We start from the raw sequence: 23,737 nt of genomic DNA, 5'->3' as shown, positions 1-23,737 counted from the left end.
CTCAGTCGCCCGAGACCAGCACTTTTTGCCGTTCACAAGCCGCCGTGCGGTGATGAAAGGCGTTGCGGTAGCTTTCATCGGAATAAAGTGTCTTCAGAGCGTCAAGGTTTGGATAGGCGCCGATGGCGACGACATCCCAGTCCTCGTTTTCACCCAGGAACATGCCCTGAAACGGGCCGACATGGAGAAAGCGCCCGCCGGCGTGTTTCATCGCCGGAATGCTGACGGCGGCATAGCTCGCAAACGCGTCCTGGCCGGAGGCGTCCCCGGAACCTTCCGAATACTCTGCCTTGTCCCGCAGCTTGAAGAAATTGATCAATGTGACCGGTTTGTCCGCTGGCCTGCCAAGAATCTGCGCCCACTGGGCTTCCGTTGGGCAACTGCCGTCGGTGCCGGAGCCGTACCACGCGGTGAATTGGGAAACCTGCTGGTTGACGTTCATGTGTGACCTCCATAACTTTACACATGTCAAATATGGAATCACTTTACACGTGTCAAGTGCAGGCAGGATAGCGCGGACTCGCGCGGAAATACTGGACAGTGCCTGGGAACTGATTTCGGAGCGCGGGGCAGAGGTGTCGCTTGCCGAAATCGCGAAGGCGGTGGGGGTCAGCCGTCAGTCGGTCTATGATCATTTCGGTTCCAGGGGTGGGTTGATACTGGCGCTTGTGCGGCGGACGGACGAGCGGCTCGATATCAAGGCCCGATTTGACGAGGCCATTGAGAAGTACGATCCGGCGCAAAGGCTCGAAGCGGTCATCGAGGTCTGGATCCGGTTCGTGCAGGAGATCTATCCCGTTGCTTCAGACCTGATCCGGCTGAGAACGACGGACGCGGATGCCTCGGCGGCGTGGGAAGACAGGATGAGCGAACTGCGGCAGTGGCTGGCAAATCTGACAGGGTCGCTGGAGCGGGACGGTGCGCTGCAGGTGGACTGGTCCGCCAAAATGGCAGCAGACTACTTGTGGGCGTCCTTCAGTGTTCAGGCATGGGGTCTGCTGACACGCGATTGCGGTTGGTCCGAGGAGAGGGCGCTGGAGGTCTTGAAGCGGACGATCTGCCAGGCGCTTTTGAAGCAGGCGGATCGCTGAAAGCTGAAAAGTAGGACAGGACCTGGATCAGGTGTCCACGCCTGCGTCGCGCAAATTGTCGCGCAATAGCATGATTTTTGACTGCAGCTCCATGACCTCTTCAAGCTCGAGGCCGGCGGAGGACAGGATGCAGTTGCTGAAATGCTGTGTCTTCCTCTGCAGTGCGCGTCCCTTGCGGGTCAGCTTGAGAATCACCTGGCGCTCGTCCTTGATGTTGCGGGTGCGCGTGATCAGGCCCATGGCTTCCAGCCGCTTCAGAAGCGGGGTCAGCGTGTTTGTGTCGAGCTGCAGCTTTGCGGTGATCGTGCCCACCGGCACATTGCTGGTCTCCCATAGAACGGTCATGGCCAGGAATTGCGGGTAAGTGAGACCAATCTCCTTCAGGAGATCCTTGTAAACGCCATGCATGGCATGGTTGGCGGAATAGAGCGCGAAACACAGGTATTTGTCGAGCGGCAGAGGATCGTTCGCGACTTCGGAAGGGCCGGGTACCGGCTTGTCCGCGGCAGGTCTCGCCAAATCAGCGGTGCTGGCGTCTGTCACGGCAGGGGGCGTCTCCGTCCCGGCCGTCCTCTTCGCCTTCGCTGCCGACCTGGCTCCGCTTTTGGCAGAGGTCTTTTTACGCGGCTTTTTCTCGGACGTGCCAGCCTTGGCAGGCTTGTCTTTTTTAGGTGTTTTCTGCTCCTCGGGCGCGGTTATTCCGATCGCGTCCAGAAGAGACATCTGTTCTGTCGTCTGGGTCATGCGTCTCCTTATAAATCGTGCACGATATGATCGCAAGTTCTTGACGTTTTTGCGAGCGCACCGTATGTGAGCATTTATATCGTGCGCGATAAAAACTTGTACGATATAATAATGAGGCTTCTGCAATCGTTTTGCAGTGGCCTCTTGGCCGGAATGAAATGAAGGAGAATCCAGATGGCTGTAGATGTAAAATACGAGACAAAGGCACGGGCGACCGGCGGGCGCGACGGCACGGCGGAAACCCTGAGTGGTTCCTTCAACGTCAAGCTGGCGACACCGAAGGAACTGGGCGGTTCCGGCGGGGAGGGCAACAACCCGGAAGAATTGTTCGCCGCCGGCTATGCAGCGTGCTTCATCGGCGCCATGAAATTCGTCGGGGGGCAGGAAAAAATCGCCATTCCGGCGGATGCCTCGATCACCTCCACGGTGGGTATCGGGCCGCGGTCGGAAGGTGGTTTCGGTCTGGCGGTCGCTTTGGAGATTTCCCTGCCCGGACTCGAGAGGGCGGTCGCCGAGGATCTCGTTGCAAAGGCGCATCAGGTCTGCCCGTATTCCAACGCCACCCGCAACAATATCGACGTCAAGCTGACGGTGGTCTGACGGTGGTCTGACGTTGTCAGGCTTGAAGACTGTGCAGACAATCGCCTGGATCTGACGACTTTTGAAATCGCTCCGCAGACTGCGGGGCGATTTCGGTTTTGAGGGGGGCGGAAAGATACAGGAGCGCCAAGGATGCGGGCTGTGAGCGCTCTGTGGTTCGTCTTTTCCACCCTATCGGGTAAAGTGACCCGAGCTGACACGCATCGTCCTGAGGAGCTTTAAAAAATGCACGCGCCACAGATCGACGGCATTCTGGAGACGGCCGTCTATGTCGATGACATGGAGGCCGCGCATGTCTTTTATTCCACTGTTCTTGGGCTTGAACGCATGGTCGCGGGTGAGCGTCTCTACGCCTACGATGCCGGGCCCGCGCAGACGCTGCTGGTTTTTCACCGAGGTCATACGGGCGAGGACGTAGAGACGCCCGGTGGCATCGTGCCGGGCCACGATACCACCGGTCACAGTCATTTCGCATTCCGGATCTCCGTCGAACAGCTGCAGCCCTGGCGCGATTATCTGAAGGGTCAGGGGATTGTCACGATCAGCGAGGTGACCTGGCCGGCGGGCGGGACAAGCCTTTATTTCAACGATCCGGACGGAAACGTCCTGGAACTGGCCGCGGCTCCGCTCTGGCCGAATTTTCTATCCTGAATTTTAACGCCTTGTGAGGCAGGTTTGATATGAGGTGGAGGTCAATACGGGTGCGGCGATATGAGTTTCTTGCAGGCAGCATTGCGGGTGCTGTTTTACATAGCGGTCGGCGGTGTGATTTCGGTTGCCGGCGCAGCGTTTTTCTTCATGAACTGGGAACCTGACCGGGGCGACTATACGCTTCGCGGCATTGATGTTTCTCATCATCAGGGGGACATCGACTGGAGCATGGTCGCGGCGGACGATGTGGCCTTTGTCTATATGAAGGCTAGTGAAGGCGGCGACTTCAAGGATGGCGCTTTCCAAAAGAACTGGGCCGGTGCGGGCGCGGCCGGACTTGCCCGTGGCGCCTACCATTATTTCAGTCTGTGCCAGCCAGGCAGAAAGCAGGCGGAAAATTTCCTCTCCGTCCTTCCCGACGACCGTGACATGATGGCGCCGATGGTGGACCTCGAGTTCACCGGCAACTGCGCGCGCCGTCCGCCCGTCGAGGAAGTGCTGCGGGAAATCAGCGACTTTACGGCGCTGGTGGAGCAGGCAGGCGGCAAGCGGATCATCTTCTATTCGCCGCAGGATTTCTACTTCGCCTATCTGAAGGACAGCGGCCTGAACCGCAGGCTCTGGGCCCGTTCAGTCTGGCATTCTCCCGACTATGCAAATGAGTGGACCGGCTGGCAGTATCATGACCGAGGCACGGTTAAAGGGATTTCGGGCAATGTCGACCTGAATGTCCTGAACAGGGATATGAAGTTGGATGATCTCAAATAGTTAATGTAAGCAATTGTATTTAAATGCGTAAAATGAACGTGTTGACTTTAAGGTAAAAAGCCGGAATTGTGCCTCATCCAAAAAGGATCGGGCATGCAGCGCTATTTCACGATCACACAGCTCACGCAGGAATTCGACATCACCACCCGCACTTTGCGTTTCTATGAGGCGCAAGGGTTGGTGTCTCCGAGCCGCCGCGGGCGTCAGCGCCTTTATACACCTGGTGACCGAACGCGGATCAAACTGATCCTGCGCGGCAAACGCCTCGGTTTTACCCTGAATGACATCAGGGAAATAATCGAGATGTATGCGAGCGACCCGGGAGAAACCGGCCAGTTGCGTCTGTTGCTCGACAGGATCGCCGCCCGTCGTGAAGAGCTTCTGGAAAAGCAGCGAGACATCGAACTGACTCTTCTGGAGCTTGACGAGGTCGAGAGCGGTGCGCGTGAGCGTATCTGCGAACTTGCGACCAGACTGTCCCCGGAGACAGTCTGATGGAGTTCACTCCGAGGGATCCCGATTGGGAAAACCGGGTCAGGACCAGTTTCGCAGCCCAGAAATTCATGACGCATCTGGGCGCGAAGCTCGTTCATGTGTCGCCGGGGGCTGTCGATCTGGAGCTGACCATGCGGCCCGAGCTGACTCAGCAGCACGGTTTCTTTCATGCCGGCGCGACGTCCTCGATTGCGGATTCAGCCGCCGGCTATGCCAGCCTGAGCCTGTTTGCGGTCGGGTTCGGCGTTCTGACCAGCGAATACAAGGTCAATCTGCTCAATCCGGCGAAGCAGCCGGTTCTGCTGGCGCGTGGCAGGGTGGTGAAACCCGGCCGCACGCTGACGATCGCGAAAGCCGATGTCTACGGTCTTGACGAGGGTGTTCAGGTACATGTCGCCACCGGCCTGTTTACGCTTGTGAGTGTAGCCGGAGCAAAGGACTGAGCCATGGCTGATACCCTCATACGGGCGCTTCGGCGGGAAGACCGGCCGGCCTGGCAGGTCCTGTGGAACGCCTACCTTGCGTTTTACCGGCAGGATCTGCCGGTGGATGTCACCGACACACTATTCGAACGCCTGCTCTCGGCGGAAGGTCATGACGCCTTCGTAGCCGACCGGGAGGGGAGCCTCGTCGGCTTTGTCCATTATCTGTTCCATTCCAGCACATGGTCAAAGAACTCGACCTGTTATCTGGAGGATCTCTTCGTCAGCGAGACCGGCAGGGGCACCGGCGCGGGGCGCGCTCTGGTGGAAGCCGTTTATGCGGCCGCCGACGCAGATCCCGATGCCGAGGGTAACGTCTACTGGCACACGCATCACCACAACGAACGTGCCCGGAAACTCTATGACCGGATCGGCGTTTTAAGTGACTTTGTCCGATATGAGCGCCCTTAATCTCGGGGCCCTGGGAGGAAACCAAAATGATCCGCAATGATTTTCCGGGTTTCAATTTCGATCTCGGTGAAACCGCCGACATGCTGCGCGACAGCGTCCGTTCCTACAGCCAGGACCGTATTGCGCCACTGGCGGAAAAGATTGACCGCGAGGACTGGTTCCCGCGTGAGCTCTGGCCGGAGATGGGCGCCCTCGGCCTGCATGGCATCACGGTGGAGGAGGACTGGGGCGGCTCCGGCCTGGGGTATCTGGAACACTGCATTGCCATGGAGGAAGTCAGCAGGGCTTCCGCTTCCATCGGCCTTAGCTACGGCGCGCATTCCAACCTTTGCGTCAACCAGCTCCGCCGCTGGGGAAATGACGATCAGAAGACGCGCTATCTGGAAAAGCTGGTAACGGGCGAACATCTCGGCGCGCTGGCCATGTCCGAGACGGGCGCCGGTTCCGACGTCGTCTCCATGAAACTGCGGGCGGAGAAAAAGGGTGATCGCTACATCCTCAACGGGTCCAAGATGTGGATCACCAACGGCCCGTCGGCCGACACGATGATCATCTACGCCAAGACCGATCCGGACGCCGGTGCGAAGGGCATTACCGCTTTTCTGGTGGAAAGGGGCTTTTCCGGTTTCTCGGTGGCCCAGAAGCTCGACAAACTCGGCATGCGCGGGTCGGAAACCGGCGAGCTGGTGTTTCAGGACTGCGAGGTGCCGGAGGAAAACGTGCTGGGTGCGCTCGGCAAGGGCGTCAATGTGCTGATGTCGGGTCTTGACTATGAGCGGGCCGTTCTGGCGGCCGGGGCCGTGGGCATCATGCAGGCGGCAATGGATGTTGTCATTCCGTATGTCCATGAGCGCGAACAGTTCGGCCAGGCGATCGGTACCTTTCAACTGGTGCAGGGCAAGGTCGCGGACATGTATGTCAGCATGAACGCCACCAAGTCCTATGTCTACGCGGTCGCCAAAGCCTGTGACCGGGGCGAGACCACCCGCGAGGATGCGGCGGGCGCGATACTCTATGCGGCGGAAAACGCGACGAAGATCGCCCTTGATGCAATTCAGCTTCTCGGTGGCAACGGCTACATCAACGAATATCCGACCGGCCGCCTTTTGCGCGACGCCAAGCTATACGAGATCGGCGCAGGCACCTCTGAAATCCGCCGCATGCTGATCGGTCGCGAGATCTTCAACAAGACGGCGTAAGCTGAAGCAGGCGAGGATCGCATGAAACAGACCGGACTGCCGGAACATCCCGACGCGCACTCGCCGGCAGGTGCGCAGATTCGTTTCATCATGGATGGCCCGACAGGCAATATGATCCATTCCACGGTTCCCTGCGGCCAGATCAACCGGGCCACCCGGCACAGGACCGTCCACGAGTTCTGGCACGTGCTTGAAGGCAAGGGGCAGATCTGGCGCAGCGACGGCGCGGAAGAAAGCGTGGTGGAGCTTGAAAGCGGGGTGTCCATCGACATTCCGGCTGGCACCGCTTTCCAGTACCGCAGCAGCGCTGACGGCTCCGGGCCGCTGATGTTCGTCTGCATCTCGATACCGCCCTGGTCGGCGGACGCAGAGGGTGAGTCGGTCGAGGGGCCCTGGCAGCCGACGATCTGACACCCGGTTAGATCCTCCGGCAGCGGTCGTGCGTAGAGATGCGTGACAAAGCCAGGGGAAAGCGATGACGACAATTGCCATAGTCATGGGAGCCAGCGGCGGGATCGGGTCCGCGCTGCGCGGTGTTCTGGAGCGCTCGGGTGACTTTGACAGCATCATCGGCCTCAGCCGGTCGTCCGAGCCCGGGTTGGATCTCCTCGACGAAGACAGCATCAGGAACTGCGCGGAACGGGCGCGCGGGGCCGGCGGGGATATCAGGCTGGTCTTCGATGCCACCGGCGCACTGATGCTGGACGGCGCACGGCCGGAAAAGAGCCTGCGTGAACTCGATCCTGCGGCGCTGGCGCGATCCTACGCCGTCAATGCCATCGGACCGGCATTGTTGATGAAACATTTCCTGCCGCTGCTTCCGCGAAACGGGCGCAGCGTGTTTGCGACGCTGTCCGCACGGGTCGGGTCGATCGGCGACAACCGGCTGGGTGGCTGGTACGCCTACAGGGCATCGAAGGCGGGCCTCAACCAGCTTGTGCGCACCGCGGCGGTTGAATTGGTCCGGAGCAGACCGGAGGCGATCTGCGTGGCTCTGCATCCGGGGACGGTGCGAACGTCTTTGACGGAAGGCTTCGCCAAGGCCGGGCTGGAGGTTCGGGAACCGGAGCAGGCAGCGGAAGAACTGCTCGAGATCGTCCGCGGTCTTGAACCGCAGCAATCCGGTGGCTTTTTCGATCAGCATGGAAACATCATTGCCTGGTGACGCGAGGCGATTGAAATCTTTGCTGCGCGCGGTTTGAATGGGTATCCGTACCAAAGTCCAGTCCACGCCGAGGAGAATCCCTTGACCGACAGATTTTTCCACCCCGTTTCGGGGTTTGACCTGCCGCGTTTTGCCGGCGTGTCGACCTTCATGCGCCTGCCGCATGTGGATCTGGATCATCCGCGCCTGAAGGATGTCCGCATCGGCCTGATCGGAACGCCGTGGGACGGCGGCACAACCAATCGTCCGGGGCCCCGGCACGGACCGCGCCAGTTGCGCGACATGTCGACCATGATCCGGGCCGGGAACGGGGCAACCGGAGTGCGCCCGTTCGAACTGGTCAATTGCGCGGATCTTGGTGATGTCGGTCCCAATCCGGCCAGCATCGAGGACAGTCTGACACGCATTACCGATTTCTACGACCGCGTGATCGCTGCGGGCATTCTGCCCTTGACGGCCGGGGGGGATCATCTGTGCTCGCTGCCGATCCTGAGATCCCTGGCCAGGAAACGGCCGCTCGCCATGATCCATTTCGACAGTCACACGGATCTCTACAAGAGCTATTTCGGCGGCATGCTCTATACTCACGGCACGCCGTTCCGCAGGGCAGTGGAGGAAGGTCTTCTGGATCCGACGCGGGTGGTTCAGATCGGCATTCGAGGCACCGCCTACGACAGCGAGGACCGGGACTTCGCCGACAGCGTCGGCATCCGCGTGATCCCGATCGAGGAATTTCACGCCAGGGGGGCGGAGGATGTCATGATGGAAGCCAGAGAGATCGTCGGTGAGGCGGACACCTATGTCTCCTATGACATCGACTTTGTCGATCCGGCCTTTGCCCCGGGAACCGGGACGCCGGAGGTCGGCGGGCCGAATTCCTTTGAAGCCCTCAAGGTTGCGCGGCTGCTGGAGGGTATCAGGATCGCCGGTGCCGACATGGTCGAGGTTTCGCCGCCTTTCGACACCAGTGGCGGCACGGCGTTTCTCGGAGTGTCGATCATGTTCGAGATCTTGTGCAACATGGCGCTTGCGGCAACCGCATCCGGCGCAAGCCCGGAAGCAGGCACTGGCGCGCGATCGGAAAAGGCGGCTGGGTGAATGTCCGGAGAAACAGATTTGAACGCCTTGATTGCTCAGATGCGGCCGATGCTGGATCCGGTCCCCTATGTGTTCTGTACCTTCGCTTCGAAATCCATGGCCGAACTGGCGGGTTTCGAGCCGATCGGACTGTTCGCCGAAACGGAGGGCCTGACCGCGCTGCTTCCGGCTGAACGTGCAAGGGAGCTTGGGTTCGCGGAAGCGGAGTGGTTCCGCAGGATCACGCTGACGGTGCATTCCTCGCTTGAGGCCGTCGGCTTGACCGCCGCCGTGGCCACTGTGCTTGCCGACAAGGGCATCCCGGCCAATGTCGTTGCTGCCTATTTCCACGATCACGTCTTTGTGCCGGAAGAACATGCTGACGACGCTTTGACCGTCCTGCGCCATCTGGCGGATAGCACCTGAGCACCGGACACCTTCGAGCAACATTCCGGATCTGTCGTGCCCGGTTTTCCAATCAGTGTTCTCATGGCCTCGGGAGAAACTTGATCCAGGTGGCGCGGAACCGCGTTTCCGGGATTGTCACGGCGGCCGGCAAACGGCTTTCCCCGTCGACGTCTTGCCCGTCTTCAGCGCAAGGTGGTCACTTTCTTGCCGTTTCCGTCGCCGTAACTTCTGAGTTCCAAGGTTTTTTCCTTGCAATTTGGGCTTTGCCTTCCCATTCCTAAGCTTGAGCAATCAGGGATAAGAGTATGCAACGGGTCAAGCGGCGTCTTGCGGCTATCATGTGCGCGGACGTTGCGCAGTATTCAACGCTCATGGAGCGGGACGAAGACGGCACGCTGGACCGGCTGAAGACTTACCGAGACGTGATGTCATCTCTGACCGACCGTCACAACGGGCGCATCGTCAACACCTGGGGCGATGCGGTAATCATCGAATTCGGTTCGGTGATGGAAGCCGTTCAATGCGCGATCGAGATCCAGAACGAATTGACTCATCGAAACGCGGACCTGCCTGACATAAACCGGATGGAATTCCGCATCGGTATCAATCTCGGCGATATCATGGTGGAAGGTGAGGACATCTATGGCGACGGCGTCAATGTCGCGGCCCGGCTGCAAGAGCTTTCGCCGCGCGGCGGCATCATGCTGTCCAAGTCCGTGCACGATCAGGTCAAGACGAAAATGGCAGTGGGATTCGATCCTCTAGGACCGCAGCACGTCAGGAACGTGAGCGAGCCTGTGGATACCTATTCCGTTCGGTTGGGCGGGCGCAATGCGCCGGCGGAACCCGACAGGGACCCGTCAAGGGACGACGGCGGCAAGTTTCGGAGCGGCCAAGACGACGACGCGAAATCGAATCCGTATCTGAACCGAGACACGCAAGCCGTGGCGAACGGTTTTGAACAGGCTCGCCGGTGGCTCAAAGCGCAGCCAAAGCGGGTGAGGAGCTGCGTTTTCATCATCGGATTCTTTTTCATTCTCAATCTGCTGACATCGGGTCTTTCCAGCTTGTGGTTCGTATGGCCATCGCTGCCTTTCGCGCTGACTCTGGTCTGGCATTTTCTAATGGGGCGGCGGGAAAAGAAGCTGGGTGACGATCTCCAGAATGGCGATTGAGACAAGGGTTCTTTCCGTGCGTTGCCGATCTGCTAACTCTTTTCGCGCTATTGACGGTCTCATGATTTGCGAGCGCCCGTCACTTGGCATACACATGGATAAATGCCGTGGCGGTGGAATCGCCCCCGCGAAGCAGAAAATGAACGGGCAATCCGGGTTCAAAGGAACGCGGGATGTCTCAGAAAGCGCCGGTTTTACCGGCACAGCAGCCAAGGGAGCTTAATCCTGCGCATGAAAAACTATTCGACCACGGTGCCTGCACGCCTCGACGATGACGAAGAGGACAAAGCCAAGAGCCAGCCGTCGATTCAGGTCGACAAGCATCTGTTCGAAGCGCGGACAGTGCTGATTACCGGCCAGGTGAGCCAGGAAATGGCCCGCGACGTCTGTGCCCGCCTTCTTGCGCTGGCGCAGGTTTCCAATGACCCGATCACAGTCATCGTCTCGTCTCCTGGCGGTCATGTCGAATCCGGTGACATGATCCATGACACCATCAAGTTCGTCGCACCGGAAGTCCGGATCCTTGGTATGGGCTGGGTCGCCAGCGCCGGTGCGCTGATCTATGTCTCTGTGCCGAAGGACAAGCGTTTCTGCACGCCGAACACCCGCTTCCTGTTGCACCAGCCGTCCGGTGGTGCCGGAGGCATGGCCACGGATATCGAAATCCAGGCCAGGGAAATCATCAAGATGCGCGATCGTCTGAACCAGATCTTCTCCGATGCGACAGGGCAGCCCATCGAACGGATCGAAAAAGATACCGATCGTGACTACTGGATGAGCCCGTCCGAAGGGATCGAATACGGTCTGGTCGGCAAGGTCGTCACCACCGTCGACGAACTGGGCTGACAATCAAGCGTAACTCACACAGCGCCGGGGCATTTCTGGTTCACCTGAAGAAACCGGAATGCCCGCAAAAAACCAAACGCCGGAGGATCATCCTCCGGCGTTTTTCGTTTGTGCCATGCAAAGCCTCCGTTTGACCGCAAGCGTTGCCGGCGCGCGTTGCCCTAGGCGCTCAAGGTTTCCCGTTTGGCCGAATAGACCAGGACGGGAGCCACGGGTTTCGGGTTGAGCACCTGGGGTCGCAGGCGTTCCATCAGATTGCGCAGATCGGCTTCCTCATCCGACGCGCGCCCATCGAAAAATGCCGCCACAAGGTGATCGACAAAGCGTTGATAGGTTTCCACGGAGGGGCAGACCGGCGACAGCAATTTGGTGACGGGTTTTCCCTCGTAGTACGGTGCGCCGCCGAACAGGAAAATCAGGAACTCGCTCAGGTCGTCCGATTGCTCGAACTCATGTCGGAATTTTGAGCTATCGAAACAAGAGTCCTGTTCCAGACGGGCCTGCAAGCGCGGCATAGCCTGCATGAATGCTCTGCGCCCACCGAGTTTCATATAGAGTGTCATCTGGCTTTTCCTTGACTGCCTACGAAACGATGCTTTGTAACTGCCGTAATTCCGACACTGGTCCTGTGACGCTCGTCACTATTGTTGCGTTTGCAATGAAGTCGTTGGTTTTTCAGGAAGTTAGATCGTGATTATGCTCCAACTGTGGTGCGCTGTTCCTGAGTGACGCGAGATGCGAGATACCGGTAAAATGTTTCGGCGGGATAACAGAATTATTACGGTGAGCTTACCCGCGAATTTCTGATCTTCCTGTTCTGCTCTGGCCCGGGCGGGTACCGGAAAAACGGAACCGGCTGTTTCTGTTGTCGTGATCTTTTTCAGTGGGTTGCCGCTCATGCAGGGCATTCTCGGGCCCGGGTCTCAAAAAAGCCGGTTTGCCGCGATCCTCTCGGACTTGCGAGACTTCCGGCGGTGGAGCCCCAGTAATGTTCTTTTACGTGGCCAAAATCGGCTATTTTTTTATTCAGCCCTCCAATTTTCTGATTGCGCTGGTTCTGGCGGGATTGATCGTCAGCGCAGGGACCAGATGGCGAAAGACCGGTTACCTGTTTGCCTGGGCGGGTATCTTGGGCTTGTTGGCTGGAGGGTTTTCTCCGGCTGCGAACTGGCTGATTCTGCCTTTGGAGGAACGCTTTCCCAAGCCTGCGGAGTTGACCGACTATGACGGTATCATTGTGTTGGGTGGCGCTGTCGATACCATCGTGACCGGAGGTAGGGGAGACACGGCGCTTACCACGTCCGGGGAACGCATCACGATTGCCGCACGCCTTGCAAGCCAGTTGCCCGCCGCAAGGATCATTCACACGGGTGGACAAGGTGTCATTGTTGCCTCCCAGGCGACTGAAGCGGAAGGGGCTGCCCGCCTGTTTGAGGACTTCGGCATTTCAGCCGACAGAGTGGTATTGGAAGATGCCGCGCGCAACACATGGGAAAATGCGGTTCTCACCAGAGAACTTGTCGACCCCAGGCCCGGACAGAGATGGCTTCTTGTGACTTCCGCCTTTCACATGCCACGGTCTATGGGAGTATTCGAGAAGGCCGGCTGGACCGGTGTCACCGCATATCCTGTCGACTACCGCACGCGGGGAAAAGAGGATCTGATGCTCGGTTTTTCCGGTGCATCGAAGGGACTTCGCCGCTTCGACATCGCGTTCCGGGAATGGATAGGGCTTGCCGTCTATTGGATAAGCGGGCGGAGCACGGCAATCTTTCCCGGTCCCTGAATCTGGAAAGTGGCTTTGCCTCAAGGCGCGCAATTCACTGCCAGACCCTTTTACTGCGACCTGAGACGCACCATATAATGGCCGGAGAACATTCAGGCAGCGTGACAAGGACCGGTTTTCGGCCGGGAGGAGTGCCGTCACGGGCAGAGAGATTTTCGGTTTTAATGTGTTGGAACCAGCTGCGTTCGCTGAATGCGGAAACGATATGTGGTCAGACCGGAGTGATTTTCTCCGTGCGGCCAAGGTAGTTGAAAGGACACGGGCGGATGGTGCTAGAAGCGCCGATTGTGGCGGCGGACATCGTTCAGTGGCTTTACAGTGATGCGTCTCACCTGAACGACACGCTGGAGATCGTCAGCGAACTCGGAGAGCGCCTGCGCACAGGTAAGGTGCCGGTGGACCGGGTGAATACGGCTATCTGGGTGGTGCATCCAAATGTGCGCGCCGAGGGGTCCGTGTGGACCAGCGACGGAACAAAGGAATTGCTGCTCTACAAAGCGGACCAGAACGAGGAAGAGGGGTATGCGGTCAGCCCGATCAAGCGCGTGCACGAGACGCTGAAGGGCGTTCGCGTTGAAATCGCAAGGGATCGCGCGACGACGGAACAATATCCGGTGACCGGCGAGCTTCGGGACAAAGGCTACACGGATTACATCGCGCTGCCGCTGCCTTTCTCCGACGGGTCGGTCAAAGTCGTTTCTTTCGCGACCAAGGCATCTGGCGGTTTTACGGCGTCTCATCTGAGTGTGCTGGACTCGCTCATCCGGCCACTGGCGCTTGTGTGCGAGCTGAAGACACTCCGCAGGACGGCGGAAACCGTTCTTGATACCTATGTCGGGCGCCGCGCCGGGCTGAAGGTTCTTGACGGCACCACGCGCCGGGGAGACGGCGAATGGATCAAGGCTGTGGTCAGCTTTGCCGATATCCGTGGCTTCACGCGTTTGTCCAACACGCTGCCGGCGGACAAGATCATTGTTTTCCTGAACAAGTATTTCGGCGCGATGACCGCCGCCGTGGAAGCTCATGGCGGCGAGGTTCTGAAGTTCATCGGCGACGAAGTGATGGCGATTTTCCCGTTCGAGACGGCGGAGGAAGCCAGGGAGGCCGCGGTTCAGGCGTTGCTCGCAGCCCAGGAGACCCTGGAGAGGATCGAGGAGATCAACAATTCCAACAGTTGTTCGGCGACACCGGACATGAGCGTCGGTATCGCGCTGCATGCCGGAGACGTTTTCTACGGCAACGTGGGCAGCGAGACGCGTCTCGACTTTACCGTGGTCGGGCCGGCGGTCAATCTGGCGGCGCGCATCGCGGAACTTGCCAAGGACCTGGAACGACAGGTTCTGGTTTCGGACGCTTTGGCAGAGATCATGGGCTGCCGCTCGGGTCTTTTTGGCCGTTATCAGGTGAAGGGGTTCGACGAACCTGTCGCGGTGTATTCTCCCGACTTATCGGCGGGGGTAAAGACCGGGTATTGTCCGGACAGCACCGCGCTGCGGGCCCGTGAGGCGAACTGACGGCGGAGCAGCACAACCAGCACCGCTAGGGTCGCGCCGGCAAAGACATAGGGACCGGCGAACCAGCCCAGAAATGCAATCGCGAAGAAAAGGGAGCGCTGGCCGCGGTTGAAGTGGCGGCCGGCCAGAACGTTGAGCTCGCCCGCCTGTTTTGCCATGGCGTGGATTGTTTCTTCGCTCGCCCTGCCGCGTTCCGGCACGGCGCCCATGACGATGCTCGAATAGTTGAAGAGCCGGTAGGCCCAGCCGAACTTGAAAAAGCCGTAGGCGAATATCGTCATCAGGCCCAGAACCTTGATTTCCCAAAGAGCCCTGCTGTCGGCAACCGGAATTGAAAGATCTCCGGCCACCTGAAGGATGCGTTCGGTCGCGTCGAGGAGCGCAAATCCACCGCCAATCGCCAGAAGTGCGGTCGAGGCGAAAAACGCTGTTCCCTGTTGAAGCCCAGCCATGATCGATGTGTCCATGATGCGCACCTCGCGCGTGCACATGGCCTTCATCCAGTCGATCCGGTACTGGTCCATTGTGCAAGACAGGGTTTTGCTGCGCAACGGACTGATGTCGATCAGGAAGTTGAACCCGAGCCATGCGAAGAGGAACCATGCCACCGCAGCAAGGTCCAATTGTGTGAGGGGATGCATCGCGAGCCTTTCAGTCGTTCAGATGGAAGCGAAACCGGTTGTGAACTCATAGCAGAGTTACGCCGGCGTCTCCAAAAGACAGTTTGATACAATAAACACATGAATAGTATGAGGAATTCGAGACCCGCAAAAATGTCATTGCTGATGCACTTTTTTTGCACTTGCGAAATGGTAAAGGATCGTTTACCTCGACGCCTCAAAGGCGCCACATTTACGGCCACAGGGGGCTTGGCGCCCAAGACAAAAAATGTAGGGCTTTAATGGACGAAAACGTGCAGAAATCCTGTTGGAGCGTCACTCTTTGGACTGTCGCTGCTGTTGGTGTCGCATTGACGATGGTTCTCCTGTTCAACGATGTGGAGAGTGCTCAACAAGCCATCGCCGCCGCCGGATAAGGTGAGCGGAGAGTTTTCAGAACAAGGGCGCAGCGGCAGGCTGCGCCTTTTTCGTTTTCAGCGTGTTCATACTGGCCGGAACCGGAAAAAACCTACTCAAAATCACCGGTGTGGGAATTGGCCGAAACCCGCGGCCGGTCCACCGGACCGAAAACCTGCTGGAATACCATTTCCCTGACCACCGTCTTGTCACCGGGGTAGCTTACTAGAAAACCTGTGTAGGCGGAGAGGCCGAAGGGCAGCAGGACCATTTGAACCGGTCCCAGACCCGGCCAGTCAAGCTCGGAGCCCCAGGCGGGGATATCAGCGGGAGCCCGGTCGTTCATGAGCGCCTGAATATCGGCCTTGTGCAACATGGCCGTTCCCCGGGCATTCCAGTCAAGGGCGGCCAATCCGTCCTTCAGCGTGTGAAGACGGATTGTCGATCCGTTGATTTCCACAATGATACTGTCATCGGTATCGCGGGAAATGCGGGCTATCGCGACGGTTCGATCCGTTTGAAGTTCCTCGCGGACACCGTCCTTTTCAACAAAGCCGCTGGAATTGATCACGCGGAATTCGCCCACCGGATGATCGTTCCCGGCCTGAAGAGGTGCGGCAAGAAGCACAACAGCCAGAAATGCGGCAAAGAGTCGAGGCATCGAGTGGTCCCAGAATTGGCATGATCGTCATTGTGCTGGTTAAAACTTTAAAAAGCTTTGATCCGTGGTCCGATAGTCCGGGGTAAGCCGGGTGGTTCGCGATGCAATCCTATCTGGAGAGCGCCACGACCAGATCTTCTATCGTGGAATGGTCCGGTTGCCAGCCGGTGGCGCGGCGTGCGTGCTGGATGTCGACGGACTGGGACAATGCGTAACCTGCCTGCCAATCCGTATCCGGTCTGGCGTTTTCCGGCACCGGTAGTGTGGCGATGTCCAGTTGCTGTCCATGCCTTGCGGAAATGTGCGACGCGAGATGTGCGACCGAAATACCCTGAATGCCACTGGCGATGAGCGACATCCTGAAACGCGGTTGCCGGAGTGCCAGCGCGTAAAGCGCGGCGAGGTCGTCCGCTTCCACCAGAGGCCACAGGGTGTCCGGTGTTGCGCGCGTCTCATACGGATGGTTTTCGTCGAGCGCAGTGGTCATTTCCGCGATCGGGCCGGCCGTGCGGCTGCAGACGAGTGCCGGATGGATGACTGCCAGATTCAGGTCGGTTCCGTTGGAGAGAGTTCGAATGGTCTCCGTCATGAAGCGGAAAGCGGGGAGGGGAGAGAAGGGTGTTTTCTCGGTGATCAGCCGGCCGCCTGTTACGGCCGGGAAGAGCCAGATGCCGCCCGTGTAGAGTATCTTCAGAGGCTGTTTGCGGTGTTTGGCAGCCTGTTTGAGAGCCAGCATGGATTGACGATCGACCCGGCCCATATCTTCCGTGAAGGTCGCGCCGGTATGAATGACCGCATCGCAGGAGGCTGCCCTGCCGACCCAGCTTTCAGGGCTGCGCAGGTCACCCGGATAAGCGCTGGCACCCGATGCTCTCAGCTTTTCCGAGGCATTGTCGGAACGAGCCAGGCCGATGACCCTGACGCCTTCGCCGGTCAGTCGTTTCACCACGGCCGCACCGATCTGGCCGGTACCGCCCGTTACAAAAACATCCATAGTCAAAGAGAACTCTTTTCGGCAGTAGGGTGCAAGATCAACCTGTTTGCACCTGTGCAAAATCCACCGCTGCGGCAAGGCGGCTGCTTGACCTTGCCCGCAGGCCTGTTACGTCAGGGATATGACCTTGCATCTGGTGAAACTCTGTGTGGGCGCGGACAGCGTCGAGACGCTGCAAGCCTGGATCGATTTCCGGATGGAGGAGGCCCGCATGGCGGGCCTTGCCGAGGAGACGACCCACACGACGCGCATGGTGCCGACGCGAAGGGATGAACTCCTGGACGGCGGATCACTTTACTGGGTGATCAAGGGCAAAATTCAGGCACGCCAGCATCTTGTCGATATCAGGCCGTTTACCGATCAGGCGGGCGTCAAGCGGTGCGACCTCGTGATGGAGCCGCGGCTGGTGCTGACGCAATATCAGCCCAGAAGGCCATTCCAGGGCTGGCGGTATCTGAAAGCGACAGATGCACCCTCCGATCTCCGGATCGGCAACAGTGCGCAGTCCATGCCCGACGACATGCGCCGCGACCTGACAGACCTCTGTCTTCTTTAGCGAGTATCGCGATTAAGCGGATCCATGGGTTCCTGGAATCAGTTTAACGCGACATGTCGTGGTGGCAGGTTCCTTATTGGATGGCGTTTTCCGATCAGCAGTCCTTGCCGCACCGGTTCAGGCCTGACGGGTTGGCCTGTTCGCGGCTTTTTAAGTCCTGCAGTTTCCGCCATCAGGTTTTGACAGCCGTTTCCAAGGCTCTGTCGAGGTGTTCGAGCAGAAGGTCCAGTTTTGGCCAGTTCTCGCGAAATTTGGGATTGTCGGCCTTGTGGATCATGGTGAGGTGTGCGTAGCCGTGCACGACGGACCAGACAAGGATCTCGACCTCTTCAGGTTCCGCGCCGGGCTGCACGAACGGAGCGCAGGCCTCGCGCAAGATGCCGTAGGCATTCGAGGAGTGCTGCGCGAAATCGTCGTTTTCCTTGTCGAGCTGCTGGCCGGAAAAGATAAACAGAAACAATTCCGGATGGGCGCTCGCAAAATCGAGATACCCGTGGCAGATCGCGTTCAGCCGTGCCGTGGGTGAATTCGCGGCACGTGCCAGTCGAGCCGTCATGGCCGTGCAGAAAAGACTGTAGCCGCGCGCGGCGATGGCGGTGGAGAGACCGGCAAGATTTTTGAAATGATAGGCGGGTGCCGCGTGAGACACGCCTGCCTGCGCCGCGCATTCCCGCAAGGACAGACCATCGGGACCGCGTGTGCGCAACAGGGCCACGCCTGCATCCACCAGAGCTGTTCTGAGAGTGCCGTCCCGGGGGCGGCGTGGGGGCGTTGCGGGTGTTTTCATGAAAACTTCATCAGGCATTGACTTGACACTGTCAAGTCGTGACTTATCTTGACAGTGTCAAGTTTGATTGGAGGTGTGCAGTGGAACGGTTTTTCAGGGTTTGCAGCAGGGGTGGATATGTCACCATGGCGGTGCTGTCGGTGGCGGTCGCAGCCGTTTCGTATCGGTTCGTGCCCCAGGGGGTGATGCAGGCCATGGAACACATGGCACATCATCTCGATGGCAACGCCCTGGCGCTCTACGCCCACATCGGCGTTGCGCCCCTCGCGCTTGCAGTCATGCCATTTCAGTTCTGGACGGGGTTCAGACTGCGGCGGCCCGCGGTTCACCGTTGGCTCGGGCGGGTCTATGTCGCCGCCATTTTCGTGTCCGGCGTTGCCGGTCTTCAACTGGCCTTTCACACAACGGCAGGGAGTTTTGCCGGCACCGGTTTCGGTTTGCTGGCGGTCGTGTGGGTGGCGACGACGGCGACAGGCCTCGTGCTTGCCATACGCCGCGACTTCGTGCGTCACAAGGCCTGGATGCTGCGATCGGCCGCGCTGACCTTCGCGGCGGTGACGTTGCGCGTTTATTTGGGAATAGCCATGGCATACGATGCAGACTTCGAAACGGCGTATTCCCTGATTGCCTGGGCCTGCTGGGTTCCCAATGCGCTTGCCGCCGAAGTCTATCTGCGGTTTTTCCGGCCAGGCAGGGGCCGATTTGGCGCCGGGGTTGCCATCGCCAATTGACGGGACAGGCCTTGTCCAGCCGCAAGCGCGCTTGCCAAACACGATTGCCGGTCCCAATTTGAAAGGGAGAAGAAAGCAGGAGGATTATGGCCGTGGTGGCACCAACCGGCAAAAGTACAAAGGTTCCGTTTGTTCGTCAGGATCAGCGGCCGGACAAACCATCTGCCGATTCGGATGTTGCCGCTTTTCTGGAGAAAGTCCGGGAAGCGCCGGCGGCCGATCGCGGAGGCCGGCTGATCTTTGCACTGGATGCCACCATGAGCCGGCAGCCCACCTGGGATCAGGCCTGTCATATCCAGGCAGAAATGTTTCAGGCGTCCGACAAGGTCGGCGGGCTGAAGATCAAGCTTGTCTATTTCCGCGGCTTCGGGGAGTGCAGGGCTTCGCGCTGGTTCGAAAGCGGGGAAGCCCTGGCGCGTGCGATGAGCGGCATTGCCTGCCAGGGCGGCCGCACGCAGATCCGCAAGGTCCTGTCGGCGGCTCTGGGCGCGGCGGACAAGGAAAAGATCGCGGCGCTGGTTTATGTCGGCGATTGCATGGAAGAGGACATCGACCTTTTGTGCGACAAGGCGGGGCAACTGGGGTTGCTCGGTGTCCCGATGTTCCTCTTTCAGGAGGGGCGTGACAGTGTCGCCGAGCGGGCGTTCCGGGAAATGGCGCGCCTGACCAACGGCGCCTATTGCCCGTTCGACGCAGGTTCCGCGAAGCAGTTGGCGGATCTGCTCAAGGCGGTCGCCGTTTTCGCAAGCGGTGGCCGTACGGCGCTCCAGGCGCTGGAGAAGCAGGGTGGCCAGGGGGCCCGTTTGCTGCTGCAACAGCTGAAGCCCAGCCGGAGGTGATCTCGCGATCCGGGATAGCGGGACTGGTTCACGGCGGTGGTCTTGCAGGGTTGCCTTTTCCGGCGAATTGCATCAAGCCGTGCGTCCTGGAGATCCAAGGGGCGCTCCTGTCAGAAAGACCCCTTGAAGATGTCCGTCATTTCGTCGACCTGTCACGGTTTGACCTGAAACGGGCGGGTTGGGTTCGCAGGGAGGTTGGGCCATGGCAGCAATTTGGCGGCAATCGACAACAGGATTAGGGATCGCCGGATGATCTATCTTCTGATCAGTGGAATCCTGCTGGTGCTGCTTCTCGCTGCTGGCCAGGCCTTCGTGAATGCCAATCCGAAGGTGCTGGCCCGCAAGCTCCGGTTCTATGGCGGCATCTTCCTGATCGCCCTTGCGGCCGTCTTCGCATTCGGCGGACGGTTTGTCTTCGCAATACCGCTCTTCGGGCTCGGATTGTCTGTTATGGGACTTTCAGGCCTGCGCGGCCTCACGGGAGGTTACAAACCGACGAAGGCTGCCGGTCAGCAATCGCGTGTCCGCACCGCGATGCTTGAAATGGAGCTTGACCACGATACGGGTGTCATGACCGGAACCGTTTTGGCCGGCGGCTTTCAGGGCCGTGGGCTGGACGATATGAGCGAAGACGACTTACTGGCTTTCTGGCGTGAAACAGGCCAGGACGAACAGAGCCAGAATTTAATCGAAGCCTATCTCGACCGCCGGCTTGCCGGTTGGCGTGAACACTTCCAGTCTGATGGAACAGATCGGCAGAGAAGCGCGGCGAGCGCGGGCCCCATGACAGATGAGGAGGCCTACCAGATCCTGGGGCTTTCTTCCGACGCCGGGGACGCGGAAATTCGAGCCGCGCACCGCCGGCTTATGAAGAGAGTTCACCCCGACCAGGGCGGCTCCGGTTTCCTCGCGGCGAAAATCAACGAGGCTAAAGACACGCTTCTCAGAAGACATTGACGGCATCCGTTACGCAGTTACTGATAGATGGCGAAGCAGGCATATTTTGCAGATTTCAGTCTCTTGCAGGCATTCCAGGCTGCAGATTTGGTTTCAAAGCCCACGAAACGCGCCCGGTACAGGGTTTGGCCTTTGGCTTCGACAGGTTCCGTGTAAGGTGAGCGGCCACGCAGTGCGGCACCGGTTTTGGCCTTGGCGTTCTTGAGCATCGTGATGGCCTGGCCTTCTGTTTCGGCGGCAGCAATCTGAACTTGCCAGCCCGGCTCAATGTCACGTGTATCGCTGGTGGCGACCGTCACCGAATCCTCTTCGGTTTCCGGCGGGTTTTCTGCCGCTTCCGCAATTTCCGCACTGATTGTCTCGACCGGAGTGGGATCGATCCGGATGGTCTCCACATTGACGGTCTTGAACGGCTGTGCCGGGGCGGTGGCAACCTGGCGGCCGCCTGTCCGGGCGGCTTTGTCGCGGACGGCCTGACGCAGAGCGGTTGTGGTGATTGAATTCGTGGTCAGCGGCGTATCGGGGCTTTCCGGCGGGATCGGCGGCAGGGATGTCGCCACGGCGAACGACGAATCGAGACGCTGTTTGATCATTTTCGGCGGCAGAGGCACTGCATCCCCGAAACCTGGCACCGTGGCCGGGGCAGGCATCGGCACGACGGAGGCCGTCGCAGGCGGATTGAATGCGAGCACCATTGGCGTGCCCGAAGCCGGGGCCGGTTCGCTTCCGGGCTTTGCGGTTGGAAGAGGCGGGTTTTTAAGCGCGGCGGCTACGAATGTCGGTTCCAGGGAACGCCGGGCAATGACCGGTGCCGTCTTCGGTCCACGGCTGGCCTTGGACAGATAGTTGTTGATCAGCTTGGTCATCTGGGCGTTGCGAGAGGCCCCGGTCCGTCCACCCATGACCACAGCGACAATATGCCGGCCTCCACGGTTGACCGAGGTGACAAGATTGAACCCGGAGGCGCGAATATACCCGGTCTTGATGCCGTCCACGCCCTTCACCCGGCCCAGCAACTTGTTGTGGTTGCCGTAGGTACGGCCGTTGTAGGTGTAGGAGCGGGTTTTGAAGTAGCCGTAGTAGTTCGGAAAGCGTTCCTGGATTGCACGGCCGAGCGTTGCCATGTCTCTTGCCGTGGTGCGCTGGCCCGAGTTCGGCAGACCGTGCGGATTTTTGAAGGTGGTCTTGTTCATGCCCAACTGGCGCGCGGTGCGGGTCATGCGCTTGGCGAATGAACTTTCCGAACCGCCGATATTCTCGGCGATGACCGTCGCGACGTCGTTGGCCGATTTCGTTACCAGTGCCAGGATCGCGTCCTTCACTTTTATGGTGCCTCCCGGCTTGAGGCCAAGCTTCGACGGCGGACGGCCCGACGCGTATTTCGAAACCTTGAGGCGGGAATCCAGAGTCAGCCTTCCGGCCTCAAGCTCTTCAAAGACCATATAAAGGGTCATGATCTTGGTGAGCGAAGCCGGGTAGCGATAGGAATCGGCAGAAGAGGAGTAAAGGGTCTTGCCGGTCTTCGCGTCCACCACGATGCCCGCATATTTCGAGTTGGCCAGCGCAGTTGCCGGGACACTGAAGAGGAGGACGCCGAGGGTCAGGATTTTTGCCGCATGGGCAATTGCCCGGGCATTCCAAAGAGTACGCATACCAAACACAGTTACTATCCCATTCCGGGTCAGGTGGTTCGTGTCTGGAGCAGGCCGGGACGGATCTCAACCCCCTAGCGATTCAAACCAGCTGCTCCAATGTTCTCGGGACATTTGAGGCAAACACGGTTACGAATGTGTAAATAGTCAGCATAAAAAGCATATTAAAAAATAGTTTTTGGATAGGGTTAATCTTTCGTTAAGTTGAGTTTAAAGAAAAAATTCATCCTACTAAAGAATTTATATCGAGATAATTCTTAATATATCAGTATTTTTACTAAAAAAACGAACTTATTTTCGAAAAGTATCGTTTAAATATAAAATTCCGGAAGTAGCACTTGTATTTGTGTTGCGAGGCAAAAAGATTCCGTACTTTTCCTTGACTGGTGCCAGAGCAGAAAAAGCATGCCGGCTGCGTCCTGGGAGGGGCGAATACGCTCCCTCGGTCAGATCAGTGGTTTCCCGTATGGGTTGTTGTTGCACTGCAAAATCACCTTGACACTAATTGTGCAGTGCATTATCACAATTTACTGCAGGTAACGCGATACGCGCACCGAGGAGGTAACTGGGCCAATGTGCTTCCTCCGAACCCGGTTCGCTGAAAACTAAGGGCAAGGTATGATGAGCAACTTTGAAGAAATGCAGAAACTGAGCAAAGAGAACATGGATCTGGCCATGGAGACCTTCGGTTCCATGAACAAGGGCTTCCAGGCGATCGCCGCCGAGGTTGTCGACTACCAGAAAAAGTCCTTCGAAGACGGATCCGCAGCGGTTGAAAAGCTGGTTGCCTCCAAGTCTCTCGACAAGGCGTTCGAAGCTCAGGCTGACTACTTCAAGACCGCGTATGAAGGTTTTGTCGGTGAGATGACCAAGATCGGCGAAATGATGACCGACCTCTCCAAGGATGCTTACAAGCCCTACGAAGGCGTTCTCGGTAAAATGGCGAAGTAACTGCCGTTCCTATCCGCCGCTTGAAGGCGAACAGACTGAAACCCGGCCGCATTGAGCCGGGTTTTTTCGTATATGCACAGTTTTAGCCCGCCGCTGCCCGTCCTGGTCCCACTGACCGGATGCATGCTGGAATTGCCTATCCCTCCCATCTTTTAATTTCTTTCCGCACACCTACATTCAG

General features: G+C 58.7%; 29 protein-coding genes. 21 read left to right on the top strand and 8 right to left on the bottom strand.

Going from position 1 to position 23,737, the window contains the following annotated elements; all coding sequences use genetic code 11:
- Window position 1: 1 nt before the first annotated feature.
- Window positions 2-442 carry a DUF1330 domain-containing protein gene (locus OA90_RS19520; RefSeq protein WP_068416045.1) on the bottom strand — a complete coding sequence of 147 codons (441 nt, stop codon included), beginning with the start codon at window positions 440-442 and terminating at the stop codon, window positions 2-4.
- 49 nt (window positions 443-491) lie between these two features.
- Here OA90_RS19520 and OA90_RS19515 point away from each other — a divergent pair, with 49 nt between their 5' ends.
- Complete coding sequence (locus OA90_RS19515) at window positions 492-1,091, top strand: TetR/AcrR family transcriptional regulator (RefSeq protein WP_199823778.1); 600 nt, start codon at window positions 492-494, stop codon at window positions 1,089-1,091.
- Window positions 1,092-1,118: 27 nt separating this feature from the next.
- Here OA90_RS19515 and OA90_RS29590 read toward each other — a convergent pair whose 3' ends face one another.
- The gene (locus OA90_RS29590; RefSeq protein ID WP_082837153.1) at window positions 1,119-1,835 is read right to left on the bottom strand and encodes a MarR family transcriptional regulator; all 717 of its coding nucleotides are present in this window, start codon (window positions 1,833-1,835) and stop codon (window positions 1,119-1,121) included.
- Between the two features lie 174 nt (window positions 1,836-2,009).
- On the opposite strand from OA90_RS29590, the gene OA90_RS19505 reads away from it, so the two are divergent.
- The 13 genes from OA90_RS19505 (at window position 2,010) to OA90_RS19440 (ending at window position 11,112) form a co-directional block, all read left to right on the top strand.
- Window positions 2,010-2,435, top strand: a complete 426-nt coding sequence (locus OA90_RS19505) for an organic hydroperoxide resistance protein (RefSeq protein WP_068416042.1) — start codon at window positions 2,010-2,012, stop codon at window positions 2,433-2,435.
- A gap of 225 nt (window positions 2,436-2,660) precedes the next feature.
- The gene (locus tag OA90_RS19500; RefSeq protein ID WP_068416039.1) at window positions 2,661-3,086 is read left to right on the top strand and encodes a VOC family protein; all 426 of its coding nucleotides are present in this window, start codon (window positions 2,661-2,663) and stop codon (window positions 3,084-3,086) included.
- A 60-nt stretch (window positions 3,087-3,146) separates the two neighbouring features.
- Complete coding sequence (locus OA90_RS19495) at window positions 3,147-3,854, top strand: GH25 family lysozyme (protein ID WP_068416037.1); 708 nt, start codon at window positions 3,147-3,149, stop codon at window positions 3,852-3,854.
- 93 nt (window positions 3,855-3,947) lie between these two features.
- Window positions 3,948-4,349 carry a MerR family DNA-binding transcriptional regulator gene (locus OA90_RS19490; RefSeq protein WP_068416034.1) on the top strand — a complete coding sequence of 134 codons (402 nt, stop codon included), beginning with the start codon at window positions 3,948-3,950 and terminating at the stop codon, window positions 4,347-4,349.
- Complete coding sequence (locus tag OA90_RS19485) at window positions 4,349-4,792, top strand: PaaI family thioesterase (protein WP_068416031.1); 444 nt, start codon at window positions 4,349-4,351, stop codon at window positions 4,790-4,792. The genes OA90_RS19490 and OA90_RS19485 overlap by 1 nt, the downstream gene beginning before the upstream one ends.
- 3 nt (window positions 4,793-4,795) lie before the next feature.
- Entirely contained in the window at window positions 4,796-5,242 is a 447-nt protein-coding gene (locus OA90_RS19480; RefSeq protein ID WP_068416029.1) for a GNAT family N-acetyltransferase, read from the top strand.
- Between the two features lie 26 nt (window positions 5,243-5,268).
- A complete protein-coding gene (locus OA90_RS19475) occupies window positions 5,269-6,441 on the top strand; it encodes an isovaleryl-CoA dehydrogenase (RefSeq protein ID WP_068416026.1) in 1,173 nt (390 codons plus the stop codon).
- 21 nt (window positions 6,442-6,462) lie between these two features.
- Window positions 6,463-6,852 (top strand): cupin domain-containing protein, encoded by a 390-nt coding sequence (locus tag OA90_RS19470; RefSeq protein ID WP_068416023.1) that lies wholly within the window; start codon window positions 6,463-6,465, stop codon window positions 6,850-6,852.
- 64 nt (window positions 6,853-6,916) lie between these two features.
- Entirely contained in the window at window positions 6,917-7,606 is a 690-nt protein-coding gene (locus tag OA90_RS19465; protein WP_082837152.1) for an SDR family NAD(P)-dependent oxidoreductase, read from the top strand.
- Window positions 7,607-7,687: 81 nt separating this feature from the next.
- Window positions 7,688-8,704 carry an agmatinase gene (locus tag OA90_RS19460; RefSeq protein WP_068416020.1) on the top strand — a complete coding sequence of 339 codons (1,017 nt, stop codon included), beginning with the start codon at window positions 7,688-7,690 and terminating at the stop codon, window positions 8,702-8,704.
- Window positions 8,705-9,109 (top strand): ACT domain-containing protein, encoded by a 405-nt coding sequence (locus tag OA90_RS19455; protein WP_068416012.1) that lies wholly within the window; start codon window positions 8,705-8,707, stop codon window positions 9,107-9,109.
- 287 nt (window positions 9,110-9,396) lie between these two features.
- A complete protein-coding gene (locus OA90_RS19450) occupies window positions 9,397-10,266 on the top strand; it encodes an adenylate/guanylate cyclase domain-containing protein (RefSeq protein ID WP_068416009.1) in 870 nt (289 codons plus the stop codon).
- 231 nt (window positions 10,267-10,497) lie between these two features.
- A complete protein-coding gene (locus tag OA90_RS19440; RefSeq protein ID WP_068416000.1) occupies window positions 10,498-11,112 on the top strand; it encodes an ATP-dependent Clp protease proteolytic subunit in 615 nt (204 codons plus the stop codon).
- 161 nt (window positions 11,113-11,273) lie between these two features.
- On the opposite strand, the gene OA90_RS19435 is transcribed toward OA90_RS19440, so the two are convergent.
- On the bottom strand, window positions 11,274-11,675 hold the full coding sequence (locus tag OA90_RS19435; protein ID WP_068415998.1) for a Clp protease ClpP: 402 nt from the start codon (window positions 11,673-11,675) through the stop codon (window positions 11,274-11,276).
- 425 nt (window positions 11,676-12,100) lie between these two features.
- On the opposite strand from OA90_RS19435, the gene OA90_RS19430 reads away from it, so the two are divergent.
- Window positions 12,101-12,898, top strand: a complete 798-nt coding sequence (locus OA90_RS19430; protein ID WP_068415993.1) for a YdcF family protein — start codon at window positions 12,101-12,103, stop codon at window positions 12,896-12,898.
- A gap of 266 nt (window positions 12,899-13,164) precedes the next feature.
- Window positions 13,165-14,412, top strand: a complete 1,248-nt coding sequence (locus OA90_RS19425; protein ID WP_068415991.1) for an adenylate/guanylate cyclase domain-containing protein — start codon at window positions 13,165-13,167, stop codon at window positions 14,410-14,412.
- Here OA90_RS19425 and OA90_RS28100 read toward each other — a convergent pair.
- The 3 genes from OA90_RS28100 to OA90_RS19410 all read right to left on the bottom strand — a co-directional run bounded on the left by OA90_RS28100 (window position 14,298) and on the right by OA90_RS19410 (window position 17,083).
- Window positions 14,298-15,053, bottom strand: coding sequence for a DUF599 domain-containing protein (locus OA90_RS28100; protein ID WP_082837151.1), 756 nt, complete (start codon window positions 15,051-15,053; stop codon window positions 14,298-14,300). The two genes, OA90_RS19425 and OA90_RS28100, sit on opposite strands and share 115 nt — an antisense overlap.
- Before the next feature lie 487 nt (window positions 15,054-15,540).
- The gene (locus OA90_RS19415; RefSeq protein ID WP_068415985.1) at window positions 15,541-16,089 is read right to left on the bottom strand and encodes a hypothetical protein; all 549 of its coding nucleotides are present in this window, start codon (window positions 16,087-16,089) and stop codon (window positions 15,541-15,543) included.
- 109 nt (window positions 16,090-16,198) lie between these two features.
- On the bottom strand, window positions 16,199-17,083 hold the full coding sequence (locus OA90_RS19410) for an NAD-dependent epimerase/dehydratase family protein (protein WP_068415982.1): 885 nt from the start codon (window positions 17,081-17,083) through the stop codon (window positions 16,199-16,201).
- Window positions 17,084-17,204: 121 nt separating this feature from the next.
- Between OA90_RS19410 and OA90_RS19405 the strand changes: the two genes are divergently transcribed.
- Entirely contained in the window at window positions 17,205-17,639 is a 435-nt protein-coding gene (locus tag OA90_RS19405) for a DUF1489 family protein (RefSeq protein ID WP_068415980.1), read from the top strand.
- A 172-nt stretch (window positions 17,640-17,811) separates the two neighbouring features.
- Here OA90_RS19405 and OA90_RS19400 read toward each other — a convergent pair whose 3' ends face one another.
- Entirely contained in the window at window positions 17,812-18,426 is a 615-nt protein-coding gene (locus tag OA90_RS19400) for a TetR/AcrR family transcriptional regulator (protein ID WP_156510569.1), read from the bottom strand.
- A gap of 80 nt (window positions 18,427-18,506) precedes the next feature.
- Here OA90_RS19400 and OA90_RS19395 point away from each other — a divergent pair, with 80 nt between their 5' ends.
- The 3 genes from OA90_RS19395 to OA90_RS19385 all read left to right on the top strand — a co-directional run bounded on the left by OA90_RS19395 (window position 18,507) and on the right by OA90_RS19385 (window position 20,953).
- On the top strand, window positions 18,507-19,157 hold the full coding sequence (locus OA90_RS19395; RefSeq protein ID WP_208986202.1) for a DUF2306 domain-containing protein: 651 nt from the start codon (window positions 18,507-18,509) through the stop codon (window positions 19,155-19,157).
- A gap of 92 nt (window positions 19,158-19,249) precedes the next feature.
- Window positions 19,250-19,996: a VWA domain-containing protein gene (locus OA90_RS19390; protein ID WP_199823777.1), complete on the top strand. Its 747-nt coding sequence runs from the start codon at window positions 19,250-19,252 to the stop codon at window positions 19,994-19,996.
- 249 nt (window positions 19,997-20,245) lie between these two features.
- On the top strand, window positions 20,246-20,953 hold the full coding sequence (locus tag OA90_RS19385; protein WP_082837158.1) for a DnaJ domain-containing protein: 708 nt from the start codon (window positions 20,246-20,248) through the stop codon (window positions 20,951-20,953).
- Between the two features lie 17 nt (window positions 20,954-20,970).
- Here OA90_RS19385 and OA90_RS29585 read toward each other — a convergent pair whose 3' ends face one another.
- Window positions 20,971-22,605, bottom strand: coding sequence for a serine hydrolase (locus OA90_RS29585; RefSeq protein ID WP_068415970.1), 1,635 nt, complete (start codon window positions 22,603-22,605; stop codon window positions 20,971-20,973).
- 618 nt (window positions 22,606-23,223) lie between these two features.
- On the opposite strand from OA90_RS29585, the gene OA90_RS19375 reads away from it, so the two are divergent.
- On the top strand, window positions 23,224-23,556 hold the full coding sequence (locus tag OA90_RS19375; RefSeq protein ID WP_068415966.1) for a phasin family protein: 333 nt from the start codon (window positions 23,224-23,226) through the stop codon (window positions 23,554-23,556).
- The last annotated feature ends 181 nt before the right edge of the window (window positions 23,557-23,737 follow it).

Origin of the sequence: Labrenzia sp. OB1, assembly GCF_001624695.1 — a bacterium.
GTDB lineage: Bacteria > Pseudomonadota > Alphaproteobacteria > Rhizobiales > Stappiaceae > Roseibium.
Note: the sequence above shows the minus strand (reverse complement) of the source record. Positions and strands in the feature narration are given on the sequence as shown.

Excerpts from the sequence above, each read along its gene's own strand:
- OA90_RS19520 (WP_068416045.1), bottom strand. The coding sequence starts at position 442 with ATGAACGTCAACCAGCAGGTTTCCCAATTCACCGCGTGGTACGGCTCC.
- OA90_RS29590 (WP_082837153.1), bottom strand. The coding sequence starts at position 1,835 with ATGACCCAGACGACAGAACAGATGTCTCTTCTGGACGCGATCGGAATA.
- OA90_RS19505 (WP_068416042.1), top strand. The coding sequence starts at position 2,010 with ATGGCTGTAGATGTAAAATACGAGACAAAGGCACGGGCGACCGGCGGG.
- OA90_RS19500 (WP_068416039.1), top strand. The coding sequence starts at position 2,661 with ATGCACGCGCCACAGATCGACGGCATTCTGGAGACGGCCGTCTATGTC.
- OA90_RS19495 (WP_068416037.1), top strand. The coding sequence starts at position 3,147 with ATGAGTTTCTTGCAGGCAGCATTGCGGGTGCTGTTTTACATAGCGGTC.
- OA90_RS19490 (WP_068416034.1), top strand. The coding sequence starts at position 3,948 with ATGCAGCGCTATTTCACGATCACACAGCTCACGCAGGAATTCGACATC.
- OA90_RS19485 (WP_068416031.1), top strand. The coding sequence starts at position 4,349 with ATGGAGTTCACTCCGAGGGATCCCGATTGGGAAAACCGGGTCAGGACC.
- OA90_RS19480 (WP_068416029.1), top strand. The coding sequence starts at position 4,796 with ATGGCTGATACCCTCATACGGGCGCTTCGGCGGGAAGACCGGCCGGCC.
- OA90_RS19475 (WP_068416026.1), top strand. The coding sequence starts at position 5,269 with ATGATCCGCAATGATTTTCCGGGTTTCAATTTCGATCTCGGTGAAACC.
- OA90_RS19470 (WP_068416023.1), top strand. The coding sequence starts at position 6,463 with ATGAAACAGACCGGACTGCCGGAACATCCCGACGCGCACTCGCCGGCA.
- OA90_RS19465 (WP_082837152.1), top strand. The coding sequence starts at position 6,917 with ATGACGACAATTGCCATAGTCATGGGAGCCAGCGGCGGGATCGGGTCC.
- OA90_RS19455 (WP_068416012.1), top strand. The coding sequence starts at position 8,705 with ATGTCCGGAGAAACAGATTTGAACGCCTTGATTGCTCAGATGCGGCCG.
- OA90_RS19450 (WP_068416009.1), top strand. The coding sequence starts at position 9,397 with ATGCAACGGGTCAAGCGGCGTCTTGCGGCTATCATGTGCGCGGACGTT.
- OA90_RS19440 (WP_068416000.1), top strand. The coding sequence starts at position 10,498 with ATGAAAAACTATTCGACCACGGTGCCTGCACGCCTCGACGATGACGAA.
- OA90_RS19435 (WP_068415998.1), bottom strand. The coding sequence starts at position 11,675 with ATGACACTCTATATGAAACTCGGTGGGCGCAGAGCATTCATGCAGGCT.
- OA90_RS19430 (WP_068415993.1), top strand. The coding sequence starts at position 12,101 with ATGTTCTTTTACGTGGCCAAAATCGGCTATTTTTTTATTCAGCCCTCC.
- OA90_RS19425 (WP_068415991.1), top strand. The coding sequence starts at position 13,165 with ATGGTGCTAGAAGCGCCGATTGTGGCGGCGGACATCGTTCAGTGGCTT.
- OA90_RS28100 (WP_082837151.1), bottom strand. The coding sequence starts at position 15,053 with ATGCATCCCCTCACACAATTGGACCTTGCTGCGGTGGCATGGTTCCTC.
- OA90_RS19415 (WP_068415985.1), bottom strand. The coding sequence starts at position 16,089 with ATGCCTCGACTCTTTGCCGCATTTCTGGCTGTTGTGCTTCTTGCCGCA.
- OA90_RS19410 (WP_068415982.1), bottom strand. The coding sequence starts at position 17,083 with ATGGATGTTTTTGTAACGGGCGGTACCGGCCAGATCGGTGCGGCCGTG.
- OA90_RS19405 (WP_068415980.1), top strand. The coding sequence starts at position 17,205 with ATGACCTTGCATCTGGTGAAACTCTGTGTGGGCGCGGACAGCGTCGAG.
- OA90_RS19400 (WP_156510569.1), bottom strand. The coding sequence starts at position 18,426 with ATGAAAACACCCGCAACGCCCCCACGCCGCCCCCGGGACGGCACTCTC.
- OA90_RS19385 (WP_082837158.1), top strand. The coding sequence starts at position 20,246 with ATGATCTATCTTCTGATCAGTGGAATCCTGCTGGTGCTGCTTCTCGCT.
- OA90_RS29585 (WP_068415970.1), bottom strand. The coding sequence starts at position 22,605 with ATGCGTACTCTTTGGAATGCCCGGGCAATTGCCCATGCGGCAAAAATC.
- OA90_RS19375 (WP_068415966.1), top strand. The coding sequence starts at position 23,224 with ATGATGAGCAACTTTGAAGAAATGCAGAAACTGAGCAAAGAGAACATG.